Origin of the sequence: Caballeronia sp. GAWG1-1 (assembly GCF_023631465.1) — a bacterium.
Lineage (GTDB): Bacteria > Pseudomonadota > Gammaproteobacteria > Burkholderiales > Burkholderiaceae > Caballeronia.
Window position 1 is genome coordinate 574,051 of the sequence record NZ_JALQDB010000037.1, and the last position, 16,131, is coordinate 590,181.

At 63.4% G+C, this 16,131-nt stretch carries 16 protein-coding genes; 9 read left to right on the forward strand and 7 right to left on the reverse strand.

Annotated elements, in window-relative coordinates; all coding sequences use genetic code 11:
• The first annotated feature begins 121 nt into the window (after window positions 1–121).
• The 9 genes from NCT03_RS27625 (at window position 122) to NCT03_RS27665 (ending at window position 10,337) form a co-directional block, all read left to right on the forward strand.
• Window positions 122–1,624 carry an FGGY-family carbohydrate kinase gene (locus NCT03_RS27625; protein WP_250494653.1) on the forward strand — a complete coding sequence of 501 codons (1,503 nt, stop codon included), beginning with the start codon at window positions 122–124 and terminating at the stop codon, window positions 1,622–1,624.
• Between the two features lie 76 nt (window positions 1,625–1,700).
• Window positions 1,701–2,723, forward strand: a complete 1,023-nt coding sequence (locus tag NCT03_RS27630) for a thiamine pyrophosphate-dependent dehydrogenase E1 component subunit alpha (RefSeq protein ID WP_244830572.1) — start codon at window positions 1,701–1,703, stop codon at window positions 2,721–2,723.
• Window position 2,724: 1 nt separating this feature from the next.
• Window positions 2,725–3,711, forward strand: a complete 987-nt coding sequence (locus tag NCT03_RS27635) for an alpha-ketoacid dehydrogenase subunit beta (RefSeq protein WP_250494654.1) — start codon at window positions 2,725–2,727, stop codon at window positions 3,709–3,711.
• On the forward strand, window positions 3,708–5,000 hold the full coding sequence (locus tag NCT03_RS27640; protein WP_250494655.1) for an acetoin dehydrogenase dihydrolipoyllysine-residue acetyltransferase subunit: 1,293 nt from the start codon (window positions 3,708–3,710) through the stop codon (window positions 4,998–5,000). The genes NCT03_RS27635 and NCT03_RS27640 overlap by 4 nt, the downstream gene beginning before the upstream one ends.
• 29 nt (window positions 5,001–5,029) lie before the next feature.
• Window positions 5,030–6,139, forward strand: coding sequence for a sugar ABC transporter substrate-binding protein (locus tag NCT03_RS27645; protein ID WP_250469709.1), 1,110 nt, complete (start codon window positions 5,030–5,032; stop codon window positions 6,137–6,139).
• Window positions 6,140–6,197: 58 nt separating this feature from the next.
• On the forward strand, window positions 6,198–7,715 hold the full coding sequence (locus NCT03_RS27650; protein ID WP_250494656.1) for a sugar ABC transporter ATP-binding protein: 1,518 nt from the start codon (window positions 6,198–6,200) through the stop codon (window positions 7,713–7,715).
• A gap of 16 nt (window positions 7,716–7,731) precedes the next feature.
• Window positions 7,732–8,730 carry an ABC transporter permease gene (locus NCT03_RS27655; RefSeq protein WP_250494657.1) on the forward strand — a complete coding sequence of 333 codons (999 nt, stop codon included), beginning with the start codon at window positions 7,732–7,734 and terminating at the stop codon, window positions 8,728–8,730.
• Window positions 8,731–8,779: 49 nt separating this feature from the next.
• Window positions 8,780–9,541 carry an SDR family NAD(P)-dependent oxidoreductase gene (locus NCT03_RS27660; RefSeq protein ID WP_250494658.1) on the forward strand — a complete coding sequence of 254 codons (762 nt, stop codon included), beginning with the start codon at window positions 8,780–8,782 and terminating at the stop codon, window positions 9,539–9,541.
• 22 nt (window positions 9,542–9,563) lie between these two features.
• A complete protein-coding gene (locus tag NCT03_RS27665) occupies window positions 9,564–10,337 on the forward strand; it encodes an SDR family NAD(P)-dependent oxidoreductase (RefSeq protein WP_250469711.1) in 774 nt (257 codons plus the stop codon).
• Between the two features lie 74 nt (window positions 10,338–10,411).
• Here NCT03_RS27665 and NCT03_RS27670 read toward each other — a convergent pair whose 3' ends face one another.
• Genes NCT03_RS27670 through NCT03_RS27700 form a run of 7 tightly spaced genes read right to left on the reverse strand, consistent with a single transcriptional unit; the run spans window position 10,412 to window position 16,127 of the window.
• Complete coding sequence (locus NCT03_RS27670) at window positions 10,412–10,837, reverse strand: acyl-CoA thioesterase (RefSeq protein ID WP_250494659.1); 426 nt, start codon at window positions 10,835–10,837, stop codon at window positions 10,412–10,414.
• A gap of 38 nt (window positions 10,838–10,875) precedes the next feature.
• Window positions 10,876–11,154: a hypothetical protein gene (locus NCT03_RS27675; RefSeq protein ID WP_250494660.1), complete on the reverse strand. Its 279-nt coding sequence runs from the start codon at window positions 11,152–11,154 to the stop codon at window positions 10,876–10,878.
• Entirely contained in the window at window positions 11,141–12,121 is a 981-nt protein-coding gene (locus NCT03_RS27680) for a Gfo/Idh/MocA family protein (RefSeq protein ID WP_250494661.1), read from the reverse strand. Before NCT03_RS27680 ends, NCT03_RS27675 begins: the two co-directional genes overlap by 14 nt.
• A gap of 18 nt (window positions 12,122–12,139) precedes the next feature.
• Window positions 12,140–12,991, reverse strand: a complete 852-nt coding sequence (locus NCT03_RS27685) for a sugar phosphate isomerase/epimerase family protein (protein WP_250494662.1) — start codon at window positions 12,989–12,991, stop codon at window positions 12,140–12,142.
• Window positions 12,992–13,028: 37 nt separating this feature from the next.
• Window positions 13,029–14,198: a dihydrodipicolinate synthase family protein gene (locus tag NCT03_RS27690; RefSeq protein WP_250494663.1), complete on the reverse strand. Its 1,170-nt coding sequence runs from the start codon at window positions 14,196–14,198 to the stop codon at window positions 13,029–13,031.
• A 7-nt stretch (window positions 14,199–14,205) separates the two neighbouring features.
• Window positions 14,206–14,985, reverse strand: coding sequence for a 3-ketoacyl-ACP reductase (locus NCT03_RS27695; RefSeq protein WP_244830551.1), 780 nt, complete (start codon window positions 14,983–14,985; stop codon window positions 14,206–14,208).
• Window positions 14,982–16,127, reverse strand: a complete 1,146-nt coding sequence (locus NCT03_RS27700; protein ID WP_250494664.1) for an acyl-CoA dehydrogenase family protein — start codon at window positions 16,125–16,127, stop codon at window positions 14,982–14,984. The genes NCT03_RS27695 and NCT03_RS27700 overlap by 4 nt, the downstream gene beginning before the upstream one ends.
• Between the last annotated feature and the right edge of the window lie 4 nt (window positions 16,128–16,131).

Here is a 16,131-nt window from a genome sequence, read left to right on the forward strand (position 1 = left end):
GGTGTTTCCCCTCTGTTTATGCACACCATCTTGACAAAGCCCACCCCGAAAATCAAACTCATCACAAATGTCGCGAATGACGACAAATGTGCAAAACGACGGTTGGAGACACGGAGACAGCATGAGCCACGTAATCGGCGTCGATGGTGGAACGGAAAGCATTCGTGCACGCGTGTTCGATTTGACCGGCTCCTGTCTTGGATCGGCCGCGCAGCCGTACGCCACGCAGTTTTCGGCGGGCGCGCGCGCCGAGCAGAATCCGGAAGACTGGTGGAATGCCATGGGCACGGCGGTTCGGCAGGCCGTGAAGGAAGCGGGTATCGCGCCCGCCGACATCGATGCCATGGCGCTTGCCACCACGAGTTGCAGCGTCGTCGCGCTCGACGCGCAAGGCGCGGCGCTACGTCCGGCCATCATCTGGATGGATGTACGCGCCGAAGCCGAAGCCGCCGACGTGCTCGCCACCGGCGATCCGGCGCTCGTCGTCAACGGCGCGGGCGAAGGTCCGGTATCGGCGGAATGGATGATCCCGAAAGCATTGTGGATCGCGCGTCACGAGCCCGAGATCTACGAGCGTGCGGCGACCATCTGCGAGTATCAGGACTTCATGAACTTGCGGCTCACGGGCCGGCGTTGCGCGAGCCTCGATAACGCGTCGATCCGCTGGCATTACTCGACCGAGCGCGGAGGTTACGCGAAGAGTCTGCTCGCGGCGCTGAAGCTCGATTCGCTGCTCGACAAGTGGCCCGACGCCGTTATCGCGCCGGGCGAAGTGGTCGGCACGTTGAGCGCGCGTGCCGCCGAACATTTGCAGTTGCCGCAGGGCGTCAAGGTCGTGCAAGGCGGCGCGGATGCGCTGATCGGCATGATCGGAATCGGTGTTGCGAAGCCGGGACAAGTGGCGCTCATCACCGGGTCGTCGCATTTGATGTTCGGTGTCTCCGACCGCTCGGCCGCCGCCAAGGGCCTGTGGGGCACGTATGCCGATGCCGTCTATCCCGGCCGGCACATCATCGAAGGCGGACAGACATCGACGGGCTCCATCGTCAACTGGTTGCGGCGGCTCGCGGGCGGCAATCTCGATCTCAAGGCTCTCAACGACGAAGCCCGCGAGATCGCGCCGGGCTGCGACGGTCTGCTCGCGCTCGATCATTTTCAGGGCAACCGCACACCTCATGTCGATGCGCTCTCGCGCGGCGCCTTCGTCGGACTGACGCTCGCGCACGGCATGCCGCATCTGTTTCGCGCGACCATCGAAGGCATCTGCTTCGGCTCGCGCCTGATCTTCGAGCGCATGGCGCAGGCGGGCTTTCCCGCGAGTGAAATCACCATCGGCGGTGGCGTGGTCGCGTCCGACCTGTGGCTGCAACTCCATGCCGATATCGCGGGCTTGCCGGTGAGCGTGCCCAAGGCGAGCGAAGCGCCGTCGCTCGGCGCGGCCATTCTTGCCGCGACGGGCGTCGGCCATTTCGGCTCCATCGACGAAGGTATTTCGGCCATGGTGAAACCGGGCCGCCGCATAGAACCGAGAGCAGCCGAAGCCGCCCGCTACGACGAGATTTACGAACGGTATCAGAAGCTTTATCCGGCCCTGCGCGGCTTTAGCGAGCGACCTTCCGCGTAAGCGAGGCCGGTCGAAGCCCGCACGCCGAGATACCGGTCCGCGCATTCATCGAGAACCCTCCATCAGAGTCGAAACCATGCTTTCGCAATCCAAGCCTCCATTGCTAGACCTTTATCGCACGATGCGCCGCATCAGAACCTTCGAGGAACATGTCGCCGAGCTGTATGCGCGCGAGCTGTCGGCGGGGTCGATGCTGCATCTGTCCATCGGCGAAGAGGGCGCGGCGGCGGGTGTCGTCGGCGCGTTGCAGCCGCAGGACAGCTTCACGACGCACCATCGCGGCCACGGCATCTTTCTCGCGCGCGGCGCCGAGCCCAACCGGATGATGGCGGAAATCGGCGGCAAGGCTTCCGGGTACTGCCGTGGAAAGGGCGGCTCGATGCATATCGCCGACATGGCGTTGGGTCACCTCGGCGCGAATGCGATCGTCGGCGGCGGCATCTCGCATGTGGTCGGCGCGGGCCTGAGCTACAAGCTCCTGAAGAAAGACGCGATATCGGTGGCGTTCTTCGGCGATGGCGCCATGCAGCAAGGCATTCTCTACGAGAGCATGAACATGGCGGCGCTGTGGGACCTGCCGGTGCTTTTCGTGTGCATCAACAATCAATATGGCATGGGCACGCGTATCGACAAGGCGACACGCTCCACCGCCTTCGACAAGCGCGCCGAGGCGTTCGGCCTGCGCACCGGCATGGTGGATGGCGAGGATGTCGAAGCCGTGCTCGACGTGGCGGAAGACCTGGTCTCGGGCGCGCGCGCTGGCAAGCCCGGCTTCATGGCGATCTCGTGCTTCCGCTTCTTCGGTCATGGCCGCATGGACAAGAGTCCGTACCGCACGCCCGATGAAGAAGAAGTGGGACGCAAGCGCGACCCGATCGTCCGTGCGCGCGGCACGCTGATCGAGCGCCACGCGGTGACCGCCGCCGAGATCGACGCACTCGATGCCGAGATCAGCCGCGAGATGAGCGACGCGATCGACTTCACCGCGAACTCCGCCGCGCCCGCGCTCGACACCATGTTCGAGGATGTCTACGGCGTCGGCGAGCCGCAACCGGAATCCGTTCGCTCGCGTCTGGAACGCGTGCTGGCAAGGAGCTGATATGTCCAGTCTGACCAGAATCACTTACCGCGACGCGCTGCGCCAGGCGTTGCGCGACGCCATGCAGGCCGATGACACCGTCGTCGTGATTGGCGAGGAAGTCGGCGTGTACGGCGGCGCGTATGGCGTCACGAAAGACCTCATCAAGGAATTCGGCGCCGCGCGTTTGATCGATACGCCGATCAGCGAGCCCGCCATCGTCGGTGCGGCCGTGGGCGCGGCGATGACCGGCCTGCGACCGGTCGCGGAACTGATGTACGTGGACTTTCTCGGCATGACGATGGATCAGGTCGGCAATCAGGCCGCGAAAATCCGCTATATGTTCGGCGGACAGATCGGTGTGCCGATGGTCTTGCGCACGCAAGGCGGCACGGGCCGGTCGGCAGGCGCGCAGCATTCGCAGAGTCTCGAAGCGCTCGCCATGCACACGCCCGGCTTGCGCCTTGCCATGCCCGCCACGGCTTCCGATGCCTACCATCTGCTGCGTCACAGCCTGACCTTGCCGGACCCCGTCGTGTTCATCGAGCACAAGGCGCTCTATGCACGCAAGGAAGACGCGGACCTGACCACGCCCATCGCGCCATGGGGCAAGGCAGCGGTGCGGCGCAACGGCAAGGACGTCACGCTCGTCACGTATTCGCGCATGGTGTATGTCGCGCTCGAAGCCGCCGAGGCGCTGGCGCGCAATGGCGTCGATGTCGAAGTGATCGACTTGCGCACGCTCAATCCGCTCGATATGGAAACCGTGGTGGCGTCGGTGAATCGCACGGGGCGCGCGGTCGTCGTCACCGAGTCGGCTTCGACGTGCGGCGTCGCCTCCGAGATTGCGGCGCGTATCTCGGAGGAGTGCTTCGACTTCCTCGAGGATCCGGTGCTCAGGCTCGCGGGCGAAGACGTGCCGATCTCGGTGTCGCCCGCGCTCGAAAGCGCGAGTATTCCGACGGCGCAGCTCATCGTCGACATGATCTCGAACATGGTGCCGGCATGAGCAAGTCCCTGTTGCTGCCGCGCCTGGGCGAAACGATGGAGCAGGGGCGCGTGGTCGAGTGGTTCAAGAAGCCGGGCGAGTCTTTCACGCGCGGCGAGACGCTCGTCGAAATCGAAACGGACAAGACGGTCGTGGAGATGCCCGCGCTCGCCGATGGCGTGTTGCGCAAGATCGTCGCCGAAGTGGGCGAGGATGTCGATGTCGGCGGCATGCTCGGCGAATACGACGTGATCGGCGAAGAGAGCAGCGCCGTGCCCGAGGAGGCCGCCGCCGCCGCGCCTGCCGTTGCCGCTGCTCCTGCGCCTGAAATGCGTTCGCAGGCAGCGAGCACCCGCCAGGACGTCACGACCGGCTTGCGCGCCACGCCCGCCGCACGACGCGTGGCGCGGCAAGGCGGTATCGCGCTCGACGACATCGCCGGAACGGGACGACGCGGGCGCATAGAACGCCACGATGTCGAAGCACGCGTGAACGACACAGGTTGCGTCGGCGACGCAAATCAGGCACGCGAAGTCTCGGCAGAAGGCGTGCTCTATCGCAATCTGCCGCGCGGTCGCGTGGCGTATCGCGAATGGCGCGCACCGAACGCGAGCGGCGCCCCGCTCGTGCTGCTGCACGGTTTCTCCGGCGACGCGCAAGTATGGTCCGCGCTCGCAAGCCAGTTGCAGCGGCGTGGCAAGCACGTCATCGCACCGGACTTGCCTTCTCACGGCGCCACCGATTTCGACAGCGCCGACGTGGATGGCATGGCTGCCGCGATCGTCGCGCTGATCGAGGACTTGGGGCTCGGCGGCATCGAACTCGCCGGGCATTCGCTGGGCGCGGCGGTCGCCACGAAAGTCGCAACGGCGCTCAAGTCGAAAGTGCGGCGCCTGACCTTGATCGCGCCCGCCGGATTCGGCACGGAGATCGACGACGACTTCATCGACGGCATGGCGCACGTGCAAAAAGGTGGCGGGCTAATGCATCTGCTGCGCCGCTCGGCGCTCAATCCGCCGCTTCTGTCCGCGCAACAACTCGATCAGATGGCGGGCGCCATCAGCAAGCGCGGCGCGCTGGCGGCGCTCGCGGGCAATCTCGTCAGCAGCGGGCGTCAGCAGATCGATATCCGCTCCGAACTGTCCGCGCTCGACGCGCCTTCCCGCGTGATCTGGGGGCTCGACGATCAGATCATCCCATGGCAGCACGCGAGCCGCGCAGGGCCGGACATTCCCGTGCACTTCATCCCCCAGGCGGGTCACATGCCGCATTGGGATCAACCGCAGAAGGTGGCGGCGCTCTTCATATAACACGCAGTCGAATAGAACAGGAGACAAACATGGAAGACAGCAACAGCCAGGAACCGGAGTTCTCGCGCCGCCGTCTGCTCGGCATGGCGGCCGCCGTCGGCGGTACGCAGTTCGCCCAGATGCTGTTCGGGGCGACGAGCGCCCAGGCGCAAACGCCGGCATCGTCGCCGCAAGGCGGCAAGCCGCTGAAGATCGCGGTGGTGGCGCAGCAGATGTCCGCGCAATCCGACCAGCGCTCGTGGAACGGCCTGCAGCAGTGGCTCAAGAAGTCGGGTCTCGACAAGACCTGGCAGATCAAGCAGACCGATGCAAAGGGCGATCCGGGTCAGCTCGTGAGCCAGATCGAGGATGCGATCACCGCGAAGTCCGATGCCATTCTCGTGCTGTACGGCACGTTGACCGCGGCGAAGAGCGCGCTCGATCACCTCACGGCATCGAAGATTCCGTTCTTCAGTCTCGACTCGGGATGGCAGGCGCCCGCCATTGCGGACATCACCAGCAACAACTACGCAATGAGCGCGCAGACCTCGCAGTTCATGATCGATACGTTATTGGCCCAGGGCAAGACCAAGGCCAACATGTGCGCGATCATTGCCAACTTTCACCACGGTACGCGCAAGCGCGGCAAGGTGATGAAGACGGCCCTCACGGAAAACGAATGGATTTCGCTCAAGAACGAACGCGTGATCCAGTATTCCGGTTTCTACGAGGCGACGCAGAACACCGTCAACGACTGGCTCACGACCTACGGCAAGGATCTCGATGTGATCTGGTGCCCGTGGGACGAACCGGCCATGGCGGCGGCAGAAGTCGTCATGTCGCGCGGCATGCAGGACAAGATCATGGTGATCGGCCACGACGGGCATCCCACGGCACTCGACCGCATGCGCAAGCCGAACTATCCGTTGATCTGCACGACGGCGCAGGCCTTCGAAGTCTGGGGCGCCTACACGGGCTGGCTTATCAACGAGATCGTGGCGAAGGGTGGCGACGCGAAGAAGCTCGTGCCGGTTCCAACCGTTGAATTCCCCGCGCCTCTCTTGGTGCGCGGTGTGAATATTCCCGGGCCGAACGAGCCGACCTATAACGCGAAAGATCTCTACTACATCTATCGCGACCGCGCCGTGGCCGGCATGTGATGGGCGGCGGGCCGGCCGCGCGTATCCACGCCGGCCCGCCGTGTCAGGAGACAGACACATGAATGACAATCTGGCGAAGGGAACCCCTCGCCTGAGCGCCCGTGGCGTGGAAAAGAGCTTCCACGGCAACCCGGCGCTGCGCGGCGTCGATCTCGACTTGTGGGGCGGCGAAATGCTCGCGCTCGTCGGCGCGAACGGCGCGGGCAAATCCACGCTGGTCAAGATCATTTGCGGCGCGCAGCAAGCCGATGCAGGCACGCTCTCTATCGACGGCAAGCCGGTCTCGATGAAGAGCGTCGGCGACGCGCTCGCCTCGGGCATCGCGGTGGCGCATCAGCAGATCGCGGTCATCTCGACGCTGACCGCCGCCGAGAACATCATGCTCGGACGCGAACCGTTGAGCGGCGGCCTGATCCGCTCGCGCGCCTTGCGAGTCGAAGCGAGCCGCTTTGCGCAGCGCTTTGGCATCGATATCGATCTCGACCGGGAATGCGGCGATCTCACGCTCGGCGAGAACAAGATTCTCGACATCCTGAAGGCGCTGGTGAGCGAGCCCGCCATTCTGATTCTCGATGAACCGACCGCCTCGCTCACGCTCAACGAAAGCCGCAAGCTCTTCAGCTTTCTGCGCGATCTCAAGTCGCACGGCTTGTCGATTCTTTTCATCTCGCATCACCTGAACGAGATTTTCGAGCAGTGCGATCGCGTGGCCGTGCTCAAGGACGGCGCAAAGGTGCACGATGGCCTCGTCGCCGAAACGACGTTGCAGGAAGTGGTGCATCTGATGGTCGGACGCAGGATCGAGGATCAGAACTGGTCGTCTTCCGCGTCTCGCGACACCGTCACGACGCGCATTCAAGACGCGCGCATCGGCAATCTCGACGTGCCCGATCTCGTCGTGCATGCGGGCGAGATCGTCGGCATTGCAGGCGTGATGGGCGGCGGGCAGACCGGCGTGCTGGAAGCGCTCGCGGGATCGATGAGCGCGAAGGTCACGGGCGAATGCATCGTCAATGGCAAACGCGGATTGCCGCGCGATGTCGCCGATGCAATCGGCCGTGGCGTGTACCTGGTCGCCGATGAGCGCTTGCGCAAGGCGCTCTTTCCGGGATTGACCGTCGAAGAGAATCTGATGACCGGCACGCTCGAACAAACGAGCCGCGGCGGCTTCATGCAGCACACGCTCATGCGCGGGCTCGCGCACGACACCGTGAAGCAACTGGGTATCAAGTGCAGCGGCATCGGGCAGGACGTGCTTCAGCTATCCGGCGGCAATCAGCAGAAGGTCGCGTTCGGCCGCTGGCTGATTCGCATGGGCCGAAGTCACGCGGCGAAGCAGCCGCTGCTGCTGCTCGACAATCCGACCGAAGGCGTGGATGTCGGCAGCAAGGCGGAAATCTATGCGCTGATTCACGAACTGGTCAAGGCGGGCGCGAGCGTGCTGATTGCGAGCGCCGAGTTCGAGGAAATGCTCAAGCTATGCGACCGCATTTACTGCATCGCCGATGGCGTGGTGGGCGAATGTCTCGACCGCACCGAATTTTCCGAAGCAAGACTCTTGCTCGAGGTGAACTGAAATGAAAGGACAGACCTTGGCCGCCAAAAGATCCGAAGACCCCGCCGCTCACGCGCCACGCAGCTTCGACTTCAGTCATCTCGCGAGCCGCTGGGGCACGGTCGCGGCGGCGGTGATCATTTTCATCGCGTTCGCGCTCGGCACCGACCGCTTCGTGTCGATCGACAACATCAGCAATGTGCTCGTGCAGATCTCCGTGCTGATGGTCATCTCGTCGGGGCTGACCGTGGCAGTGGCAAGCGGCGAATTCGACTTGTCTATCGGTCAGGCAGCGAGTCTCGCGGGCGTACTCGTCGCCGGCATGCTCGTGCTGGCGCACTTGCCAGTGCCGCTTGCCATTGCGGTGGCAATCGTATCGGGCGTCGTGATCGGGCTCGTCAACGGCCTGCTCGTGACCATGCTGCGCATTCCCTCGCTGATCGCGACGCTCGCGATGGGACCCATCGCGCTCGGTGTCAATTACGCGTACACGGGCGGCGATTCGATCTATGCGCAGATGCCCGACAGCTTCTACGCCATTGCCAAGGGCACGGTGTTCGGCGTGATCCCGATGCCTATCGTCATTGCGCTCGTTACCGTGTTCGTCTTTTACGTGCTGCTCAATCGAACGCGGCTCGGACGCAGCGTCATCGCGACGGGCGCGAACATTCAGGCGGCGCGTCTGTCGGGCATCAAGGTGGACCGCGCGCGTGTCACGGCGCTCGTGCTGTCGGCGGCGGGCGCGGCGCTCGGCGGCGTGATGCTGACCGCGCGACTCGGCACGGGTCAATCCGGTGCGGGCGATGCTTACCTCATGGACAGCCTCACCGCCGTGTTCCTCGGCATGACCGCATTCAAGCCGGGGCGCGCGACCATTCAGGGCACGCTGGTCGGCGTCGTCATCATCGGCATGCTGGATAACGGCCTGAATCTGATCGGCGCGCCGTTCTATTTGCAGAACATCGTGCGCGGCATCGTGATGATCGCGGCTGTCGGGCTGGCGGTCTTACGCGGCGAGATTCGCTTCTTCCGCTAATCGCCTCACGTGCACGAATACCTCACGAAAAAAGGAGTCGGACATCATCATGAGCAAAGCATCGAATGGACGGGTGGCGCTGGTGACGGGCGCGAGCAGGGGCATTGGCCGGGCGCTCGCGTTGGGACTAGCCGACGATGGCTTCGATGTCGTCGTCAACGATATCGAACGGCAGCGCGATGCGCTCGAAAGCGTGGCAAAAGAGATTCGCGGCAAGTCGCGGCGCGCGTTCGCGCTCTATGCCGATGTCAGCGACAAGCAGCAGGTAACGGACATGATCGCGGCGGCCATCGCTCAGGCGGGTCAGGTCGACGCCGTCGTCAATAACGCGGGCATTCTGATCGCACGGTCGGTCGATGAACTCGCCGAGCACGAATGGGACGCGGTGCTCGATGTCAACGCGAAAGGCACGTTCCTCGTGACGCAAGCCTTGTTGCCGCACATGAAGGCGCGCGGGTACGGACGCATCGTGAATATCGCGTCGATTGGCGGCAAGCATGGCGCGCCGCTGCAAGCGCATTACTCGGCATCGAAGGCGGCGGTCATGGGCTTCACGCGCGTGCTCGCGCAGGAGATCGGCCCGTTCGGCATCACGGCCAACGCGGTGTGTCCGGGCATTATCGTGACGGACATGGGGCGCACGAATCTCGAGGACCCTGCAATCGCGAAGCAGTGGGTCGACAAGACCGCGCTCGCGCGGCTCGGACAACCCGAAGACGTGGCCGGGCCGGTGTGCTTCTTTGCCTCCGATGCCTCCGCTTTCGTGACCGGACAATCGCTCAACGTGTGCGGCGGGATCGTGCTGAGTTGACTCGTTTCTCAAGGCAGATTCCATGTATCTCGACAAACTCAGACTCGATGGCAAGCGCGCGGTCGTAACAGGCGCGGCGCGCGGCATCGGCCAGGCGACAGCCGAAGCGCTGGCCGAAGCAGGCGCCGAAGTCGTGCTCACCGATCTCGATCCCGCCGCGCTCGCTGCCGCCGTCGATGCTTTGAACACGAAGGGCTTCGCGGCTCACGGCGTGCCCTTCGACGTGACCGATCCGGCCGCGCCGCAGCGCATTCACGATGACATTGCCGCGCGTATCGGCGCGATCGACATTCTCGTCAACAACGCGGGCATCGCCATCTCAAACGAGCCGGCGGAAACGATGTCGGATGAGGTGTGGAACAAGGTCCTCGACGTGAATCTGAATGGCTTGTTTCGCTGTTGCCGCGCGTTCGGTAGATCGATGCTCGAACGCGGCAGCGGGGCAATCGTGAACGTCGGTTCGATGGCGGGGTTCATCGCGACGCGACCGCAGGAGCAGGCGAACTACAACGCGTCGAAGGCGGCGGTGCATCATCTAACGCGCTCGCTCGCGGTGGAATGGGCATCGCGCGGTGTGCGGGTCAACGCGGTTGCGCCGACGTATATCGATACCGATCTCGTCAGGAAGGTATCGATGGACCCGAACTTGCGACAGTATTGGGTAGGCGGCACACCGATGGGCCGCCTCGGACGCGTGGACGAAATCGCGTCCGTCATTTTGTTCCTTGCCAGCGACGCCGCAAGTTTGATGACTGGGTCCATCGTCGTGGCGGACGGCGGTTATCTTTGCTGGTGAGATGCGGTCGCTGTCTTCAGGTAACGCTCTGGCGCATCAAGCCTTGGCAATGCGCGCGGCGTGGATTTTCAAGGTCAATCCTGCGCCGCGAACTGCATCATGCGCTGCCTCAAGTCTTCCGGCAGCGCGACCGAAGCCTGATCGTCGAACGAAAACAGCACGACGGTCTGCTCGATTTTCGCGCGCAACTCATCTTCGACAGCAGCTTCAAGACTGAGTTTGATCGAACTTCTGCCTAGATCGCGGACCTTCAGGGAGCAACGAAGCGTCTGTCCATGCCTGCTCGGCGCGACGAAATCCGCCTGAATATGCACCGTGGGAATGCCGAGTCTTTGCGTGCCGATGAAATGTGCGTAATCCACGCCCAGTCCGTCATTGAACCAGTCTTCGAGCACCTCATGGAACAGGACGAAGTATTGCGGATAGAACACGATGCCGGCAGGATCGCAGTGCTGAAACCGCACGAGCTTGTCGCAATGAAAGGTCCTGTCTGTCGTCATGTCGCGGCTCCGGTCGAAAGTAGATGTCGGCGACATCATCACATGAGAGAAAAACTGGAGCTATCCTTGGCAATGCGGATGGCTTCATCGAACGATGCAGCCGTCGCCACGTGCCGATGGTTCACACTCACGAGCCAGCCCTCCGAGGCAAGGCACCAGCGAATCTTTCCGCTGTCCATCAGCGCCGAAAACCAGCGCCACAGGGAAGCGTCGTCCGCATTGGCGCAGGCGGCGGCCAGCGCGCGCGTCTCGCGAAGTTGCTGAACGTCGAACATCGACGTCGCTTTCTTGGTCATGGTCGTGCTAGCGGTTGGCATGAGAGAGCACCTCGTCGATCACAAGCTGGTTGCCGAGCGAATTTTCGAGCGTAAATGCAAGCGGTTCGCCCGGCCGAAGCACCGCCGCGCCGAAGTTTTCGACCATCGACTGATATTGATCGACATCGCCGAACTCGACGGTCTCCGCTTTGCCCGTTCCATCCAGACGGATATGAACCTTCGCGTCGCCGTACACGCCGGGGTTGAACGGCGCATCGAGCGAGAGCCAGCCTTTCGATCCATGAAAGATCATATGCTGGCGGCGCGCGAGTTGAGTGCCGCAGTAAAAGTGTAGATCGAAGCCAGCAAACGTGAGGTCGCAGACCGCGAGCTTGTCGGTGCCGTAACGCGGATCGATGGTGATGTCCGCGCCGATCGCAAGCGGCTCGAGACCAGTCACCATGCGCGTGGTGACGACCGGATAGACGCCGATATCACGCACACCGCCGCCGCCCAATGCGAGATCGTTTTTGAGTGCATGGGGATCGTCGTTGAAATACGTGAAGGAGCCTTCCACGAGCCGCAGTTCACCAAGTGTCCCGCGCGCGATGCACTCCTGCACGAACGCCCATTGCGGATGGTGCGCCACCATGAACGCCTCGCCACAGACGAGACCCGTCGAATCGCGCAGCGCGATCAACTCCCGAACTTGCGAAGCCGTCATGGCGATGGGCTTTTCGCACAGCACATGCTTGCCGGCGAGAAGCGCTTTTTTGCACCATTCGAAGTGACTCGCCGTTGGCAGCGGAATGTAGATGGCATCGACCTGATCGCTGGCGAGAACTTCGTCGTAACTTGCATATGCGTGTGCGATGTCGTGTCGTGCAGCGAAAGCGGCCGCGCGCTCGCGATCGCGTGCCGCCACGCACACCACGCGGCCATTGGACGACCGCTGAATGGCGGGCACCACGAACTTGTCGGCGATTTTCGCGGCGCCGAGCACGCCCCAACGAACTGTCTCTTGCATGATGATTGTCCTTCGCAGTCAGCACACTGTTTGCAGGCGATCCGCGCAGATGCGCAGCACTTCGTCCGGATCGCGCCGCCACCAGTTTTCTTTCGAGAAGATCTCGACTTCGACGAGTCCGTCATATCCGGCTTGCTCGACGTCACTGCGCACAGCCGCCAGGTCGATGCCGCCATCGCCCATCATGCCGCGATCGAGCAACAGATCGCGTGTCTCGCGCAACCAGTCGCATACATGAAACGCGAGCAGGCGATCGTCTTGTCCCGCCCGCCCGATCGATGCCTGAAGCGCCGGGTCCCACCAACAATGATAGACATCGACGGCAACGCCGAGAAAGCCGCCATGTCCGGGATCGACCTGCGCGCAGATGTCGAGCGCCTGCGCGAGCGTGTTGAGCACGGCGCGATCCGCCGCGTACATCGGATGAAGCGGTTCGAGCGCGAGCGGCACGCCGCACTCGCGCGCCGTATCCAGCAATTCGGCGATGCCTTCGATCACCTGCGCGCGTGCGCCATTCAGATCGCGACTGCCCTCGGGCAAACCACCGACGACCATCACGAAGCAGCGTGCGCCGAGTGTCGCGGCATCGCGCAGGGCTGCCTTGTTCGATTCGATGTTCGCCTTGAATTGCGCGCGATTCGCCGCCGGCACATATGTCGAACGGCAATAGCCCGTGACGCTCAACCCGAGCGCCCTGATCTGCCGCGCGATGTCGGCGACGTTCGCGTTCTCCATCTCGTGACGCCACGGCGCGATGCCGCCAAATCCCGCTGCGGCGATGCGGTCGATCGTGACGCTCAACGCCTCGCGATGGCCAAGCGTCGCCGTGTTGATCGAGCACAGATCGAGTCTTCCCTGCAGGTTTCTCATGTTGATCCCGTATGATGTCGAAGACGATCCGCCGCGATTACTCGGCGCAACCGAGCGCTGCCATGACTTTCCGCACGCGGCCGATGGCGTCGTGGGGATTGCGCAGCAGGCCGGCCTGATCGGCAAGACGAAAGACCTCGGCGAGATAGGCGGGCGGACGCATGCCGTGATGGCCGCCAAGCATGAAGAAGTGGTCTTGAAAGCCGTTCAGATACGCGAGGAATACGACGCCGGTCTTGTAATACTGCGTCGGCGCACGAAAGATATGGCGTGACAGCGGCACGGTCGGCGCGAGCAGCGTGTGGAATGTATGGAGGTCGTCGTTGGCGAGCGCGGCGAGCGCCTGCGAAGCGGCTGGGGCAATCGCATCGAAGATGCCGAGCAGCGCATGCGAGAAGCCTCGTTCATCGCCCGCAATCAGACTTGGATAATTGAAGTCGTCGCCGGTGTACATCTTCACCTTGGGCGGCAACTGGCGGCGGAAGGAAATTTCCTTGGCGTCGTCGAGCAGGGAAATCTTGATGCCATCGACATGATCGACGCTGTCGCCGATCACATCGAGGCACACTTGCGCCGCGCGCTCATACGACGAATCGCCCCAATAGCCGGCGAGTTCCGGATCGAACATCTCGCCGAGCCAGTGCAGAATCACGGGCTCGTTACACATGGCGAGCACTTCGCGATAGACGCGCCGATAGTCGTCGGTCGAGCGCGCGACTCGCGCGAGCGCGCGGCTTGCCATGAGGATGACGCGTCCGCCGACGCGCTGCACGGCTTCGAGTTGCTCGGCGTAGGCGCGAATGACCTGATCGCAGTTGGTGATCGAACCGGGCGAGACGTGATCGGTGCCGCAGCCCGATGCGATCGACGCGCCGGGAATATCGCGCGTGCCTTCCACGGTACGCGTGATGAGTTCGAGGGCGCTGTTCCACGTCAGACCCATGCCGCGTTGCGCGGTGTCCATTGCTTCGGCAATGCCGAGGCCTTGCTTGATGAGGTAGCGCCGATAGTCGAGCGTGCGTTCCCAGTCGATGGCGGGTGGCGCGTTCAGTTCGCCCGCGCGCAGCGGATCGGCCACGACATGCGCCGCCGAATATGCGATGCGATTGAACGGCCGCGCGGGCGTACGCACATCGAGCGGTGTGCCTTGCAGACGGTAGCTTTCTATCGTGCCGAGCGAGGTCGGCAGCTTGAGCGTTGAGTTCATATGCGGTTCAGTATTTGTTGACGAGTAAGCCGCCATCGACACGGATGGCCTGTCCGACGCTGTATGGCAAGCCGCCGGTCGCGAGCGAGCGCACGGCCGTCGCCACTTCCCGCGGCGTGCCCCAGCGTTTGATGGCGGTGAGCCCTTGCTCCATTTGCGCGTCGTAGCGCGCGCGGGAAGGCGCTGTCATCTCGGTCTCGATCAGGCCGGGCTGCACTTCGTAGACGGCGATTCCGTGTTCGGCCAGGCGCAGCGAAAACAACGTCGTGGCCATAGACGATCCCGCCTTCGACACGCAATATTCGCCGCGCAAGGGCGACGCCGCGACCGCATTCGACGAGGTGATCGTGATGACGCTCGGATGCGCCGCCATGCTCTTGCGTATGCGAGACAGAAAGTGCCGCGCAAAAGCCTGCGTGAGAAAGAACGTGCCGCGTGTGTTGATGGCCATGCACCGGTCGAAGCTCTCGGGCGTTACATCGAGCAGATCGCCGCGCGACATGACCGACACGCCCGCGTTGTTCACGAGGCAATCTATAGGAGCGTCGAGCCGCGTTTCGATATCGTTCAGCGTGGCGTGATGCGAGGCGATATCCGCTAGATCAGATACGACGGCAATGGCACGCGCGCCGGTTTCTTCGACATCGGCGACGGCTCGATCGAGTTCGTCGGAAGCCACGGCGTCGGTCAGCGCGATATCGAAGCCCGCGCGGCCCAGTTCGACGGCAATCGCATGGCCGATGCCGCGCCGGCTGCCCGTGACGAGCGCAACAGGACGCGCGCTCATAACGATGCTCCGTTCGCAATCAGATCGCGCGCAATGATCGTGCGCTGAATCTGGTTCGTGCCTTCGTAGATCTGCGTGATCTTCGCGTCGCGATAAAGCCGCTCCACTTCGTAGCCGCGAATGTAGCCGCTGCCGCCGAATATCTGCACGGCGTTGGCGCTGTGCTTGACGGCCGTGTCGCCCGCGAAGCACTTGGCCATCGAGCAGGCGATGCTCGCGCGCTCGCCGGATTCGAGACGCGCGGCGGCATCGTGCACGAGCAGGCGCGCGGCCTGAATGTCCTTCGCCATGTCGGCGAGCATCCACTGAATGCCCTGGAATTCGGCGATATGCGTGCCGAACTGCTTGCGCGTCTGCGCGTATTCGAGCGCCGCTTCGAGACCCGCCTGCGCAATGCCGACCGCGAGCGCGGCGATGCCCACGCGGCCCTTGTCGAGTGCGCTCATCATCATGTGAAAGCCGCGTCCTTCTTGTCCGAGGAGCGCGTCTTCGGCAAGCTTCACGCGGTCGAAATGAAGCTCGCCCACCTGCGATGCGCGCTGTCCCATCTTGTGTTCTTTCGGCCCCTTCGATACGCCCGCCAAGTGGCAATCGACGATAAAGATGCTCATGCCGCGCTTACCCGCAGCCGGGTCGGTACGCGCGAGCACGAAGGCGAGGTCGGCGACGGGCGCGTTATGAATCCACAGTTTCGCGCCGCTGAGTTCCCAGCCGTCGGCGGTGCGCGTGGCCGTGGTGCGGATGCCGGAAACGTCCGTTCCCGCGTCGGATTCGGTAATGCAGTAGGCCGGACGCAACTCGGCGCGCAGCAAAGACTCCAGGTACTTCGCACGTTGCGCGTCGCTGCCATGCGCGCTCAACAACGTGCCGACGAGTTCGAGCAGGCCGCATTGATCCGCCACCGACGCATAGCCGCGCGACAACTCTTCCATCACGAGCGCGTAAGCCGTGACATCCATTCCCGCGCCGCCGAACTGCTCCGACACGGTGATGCCGAAGAGTCCCAGTTCGCCCATCTGCTTGTAGATCTCCGCTGGAAAACGCTCTTCGCGATCCAGTTCCTCGGCCAGCGGCCGGATGACTTCCTGCGCAAACCGCCGCGTCGTGTCGCGAATTTGCTCGTGCGTTTCCGAGAGTCTCATGTTG

What these genes read in the sequence shown, in the direction of transcription:
- NCT03_RS27690 (WP_250494663.1), bottom strand. Translation starts at nt 14,198, where the DNA reads ATGAACTCAACGCTCAAGCTGCCGACCTCGCTCGGCACGATAGAAAGC.
- NCT03_RS27635 (WP_250494654.1), top strand. Translation starts at nt 2,725, where the DNA reads ATGTCCAGTCTGACCAGAATCACTTACCGCGACGCGCTGCGCCAGGCG.
- NCT03_RS27685 (WP_250494662.1), bottom strand. Translation starts at nt 12,991, where the DNA reads ATGAGAAACCTGCAGGGAAGACTCGATCTGTGCTCGATCAACACGGCG.
- NCT03_RS27645 (WP_250469709.1), top strand. Translation starts at nt 5,030, where the DNA reads ATGGAAGACAGCAACAGCCAGGAACCGGAGTTCTCGCGCCGCCGTCTG.
- NCT03_RS27650 (WP_250494656.1), top strand. Translation starts at nt 6,198, where the DNA reads ATGAATGACAATCTGGCGAAGGGAACCCCTCGCCTGAGCGCCCGTGGC.
- NCT03_RS27675 (WP_250494660.1), bottom strand. Translation starts at nt 11,154, where the DNA reads ATGCCAACCGCTAGCACGACCATGACCAAGAAAGCGACGTCGATGTTC.
- NCT03_RS27700 (WP_250494664.1), bottom strand. Translation starts at nt 16,127, where the DNA reads ATGAGACTCTCGGAAACGCACGAGCAAATTCGCGACACGACGCGGCGG.
- NCT03_RS27680 (WP_250494661.1), bottom strand. Translation starts at nt 12,121, where the DNA reads ATGCAAGAGACAGTTCGTTGGGGCGTGCTCGGCGCCGCGAAAATCGCC.
- NCT03_RS27630 (WP_244830572.1), top strand. Translation starts at nt 1,701, where the DNA reads ATGCTTTCGCAATCCAAGCCTCCATTGCTAGACCTTTATCGCACGATG.
- NCT03_RS27665 (WP_250469711.1), top strand. Translation starts at nt 9,564, where the DNA reads ATGTATCTCGACAAACTCAGACTCGATGGCAAGCGCGCGGTCGTAACA.
- NCT03_RS27670 (WP_250494659.1), bottom strand. Translation starts at nt 10,837, where the DNA reads ATGACGACAGACAGGACCTTTCATTGCGACAAGCTCGTGCGGTTTCAG.
- NCT03_RS27640 (WP_250494655.1), top strand. Translation starts at nt 3,708, where the DNA reads ATGAGCAAGTCCCTGTTGCTGCCGCGCCTGGGCGAAACGATGGAGCAG.
- NCT03_RS27695 (WP_244830551.1), bottom strand. Translation starts at nt 14,985, where the DNA reads ATGAGCGCGCGTCCTGTTGCGCTCGTCACGGGCAGCCGGCGCGGCATC.
- NCT03_RS27625 (WP_250494653.1), top strand. Translation starts at nt 122, where the DNA reads ATGAGCCACGTAATCGGCGTCGATGGTGGAACGGAAAGCATTCGTGCA.
- NCT03_RS27660 (WP_250494658.1), top strand. Translation starts at nt 8,780, where the DNA reads ATGAGCAAAGCATCGAATGGACGGGTGGCGCTGGTGACGGGCGCGAGC.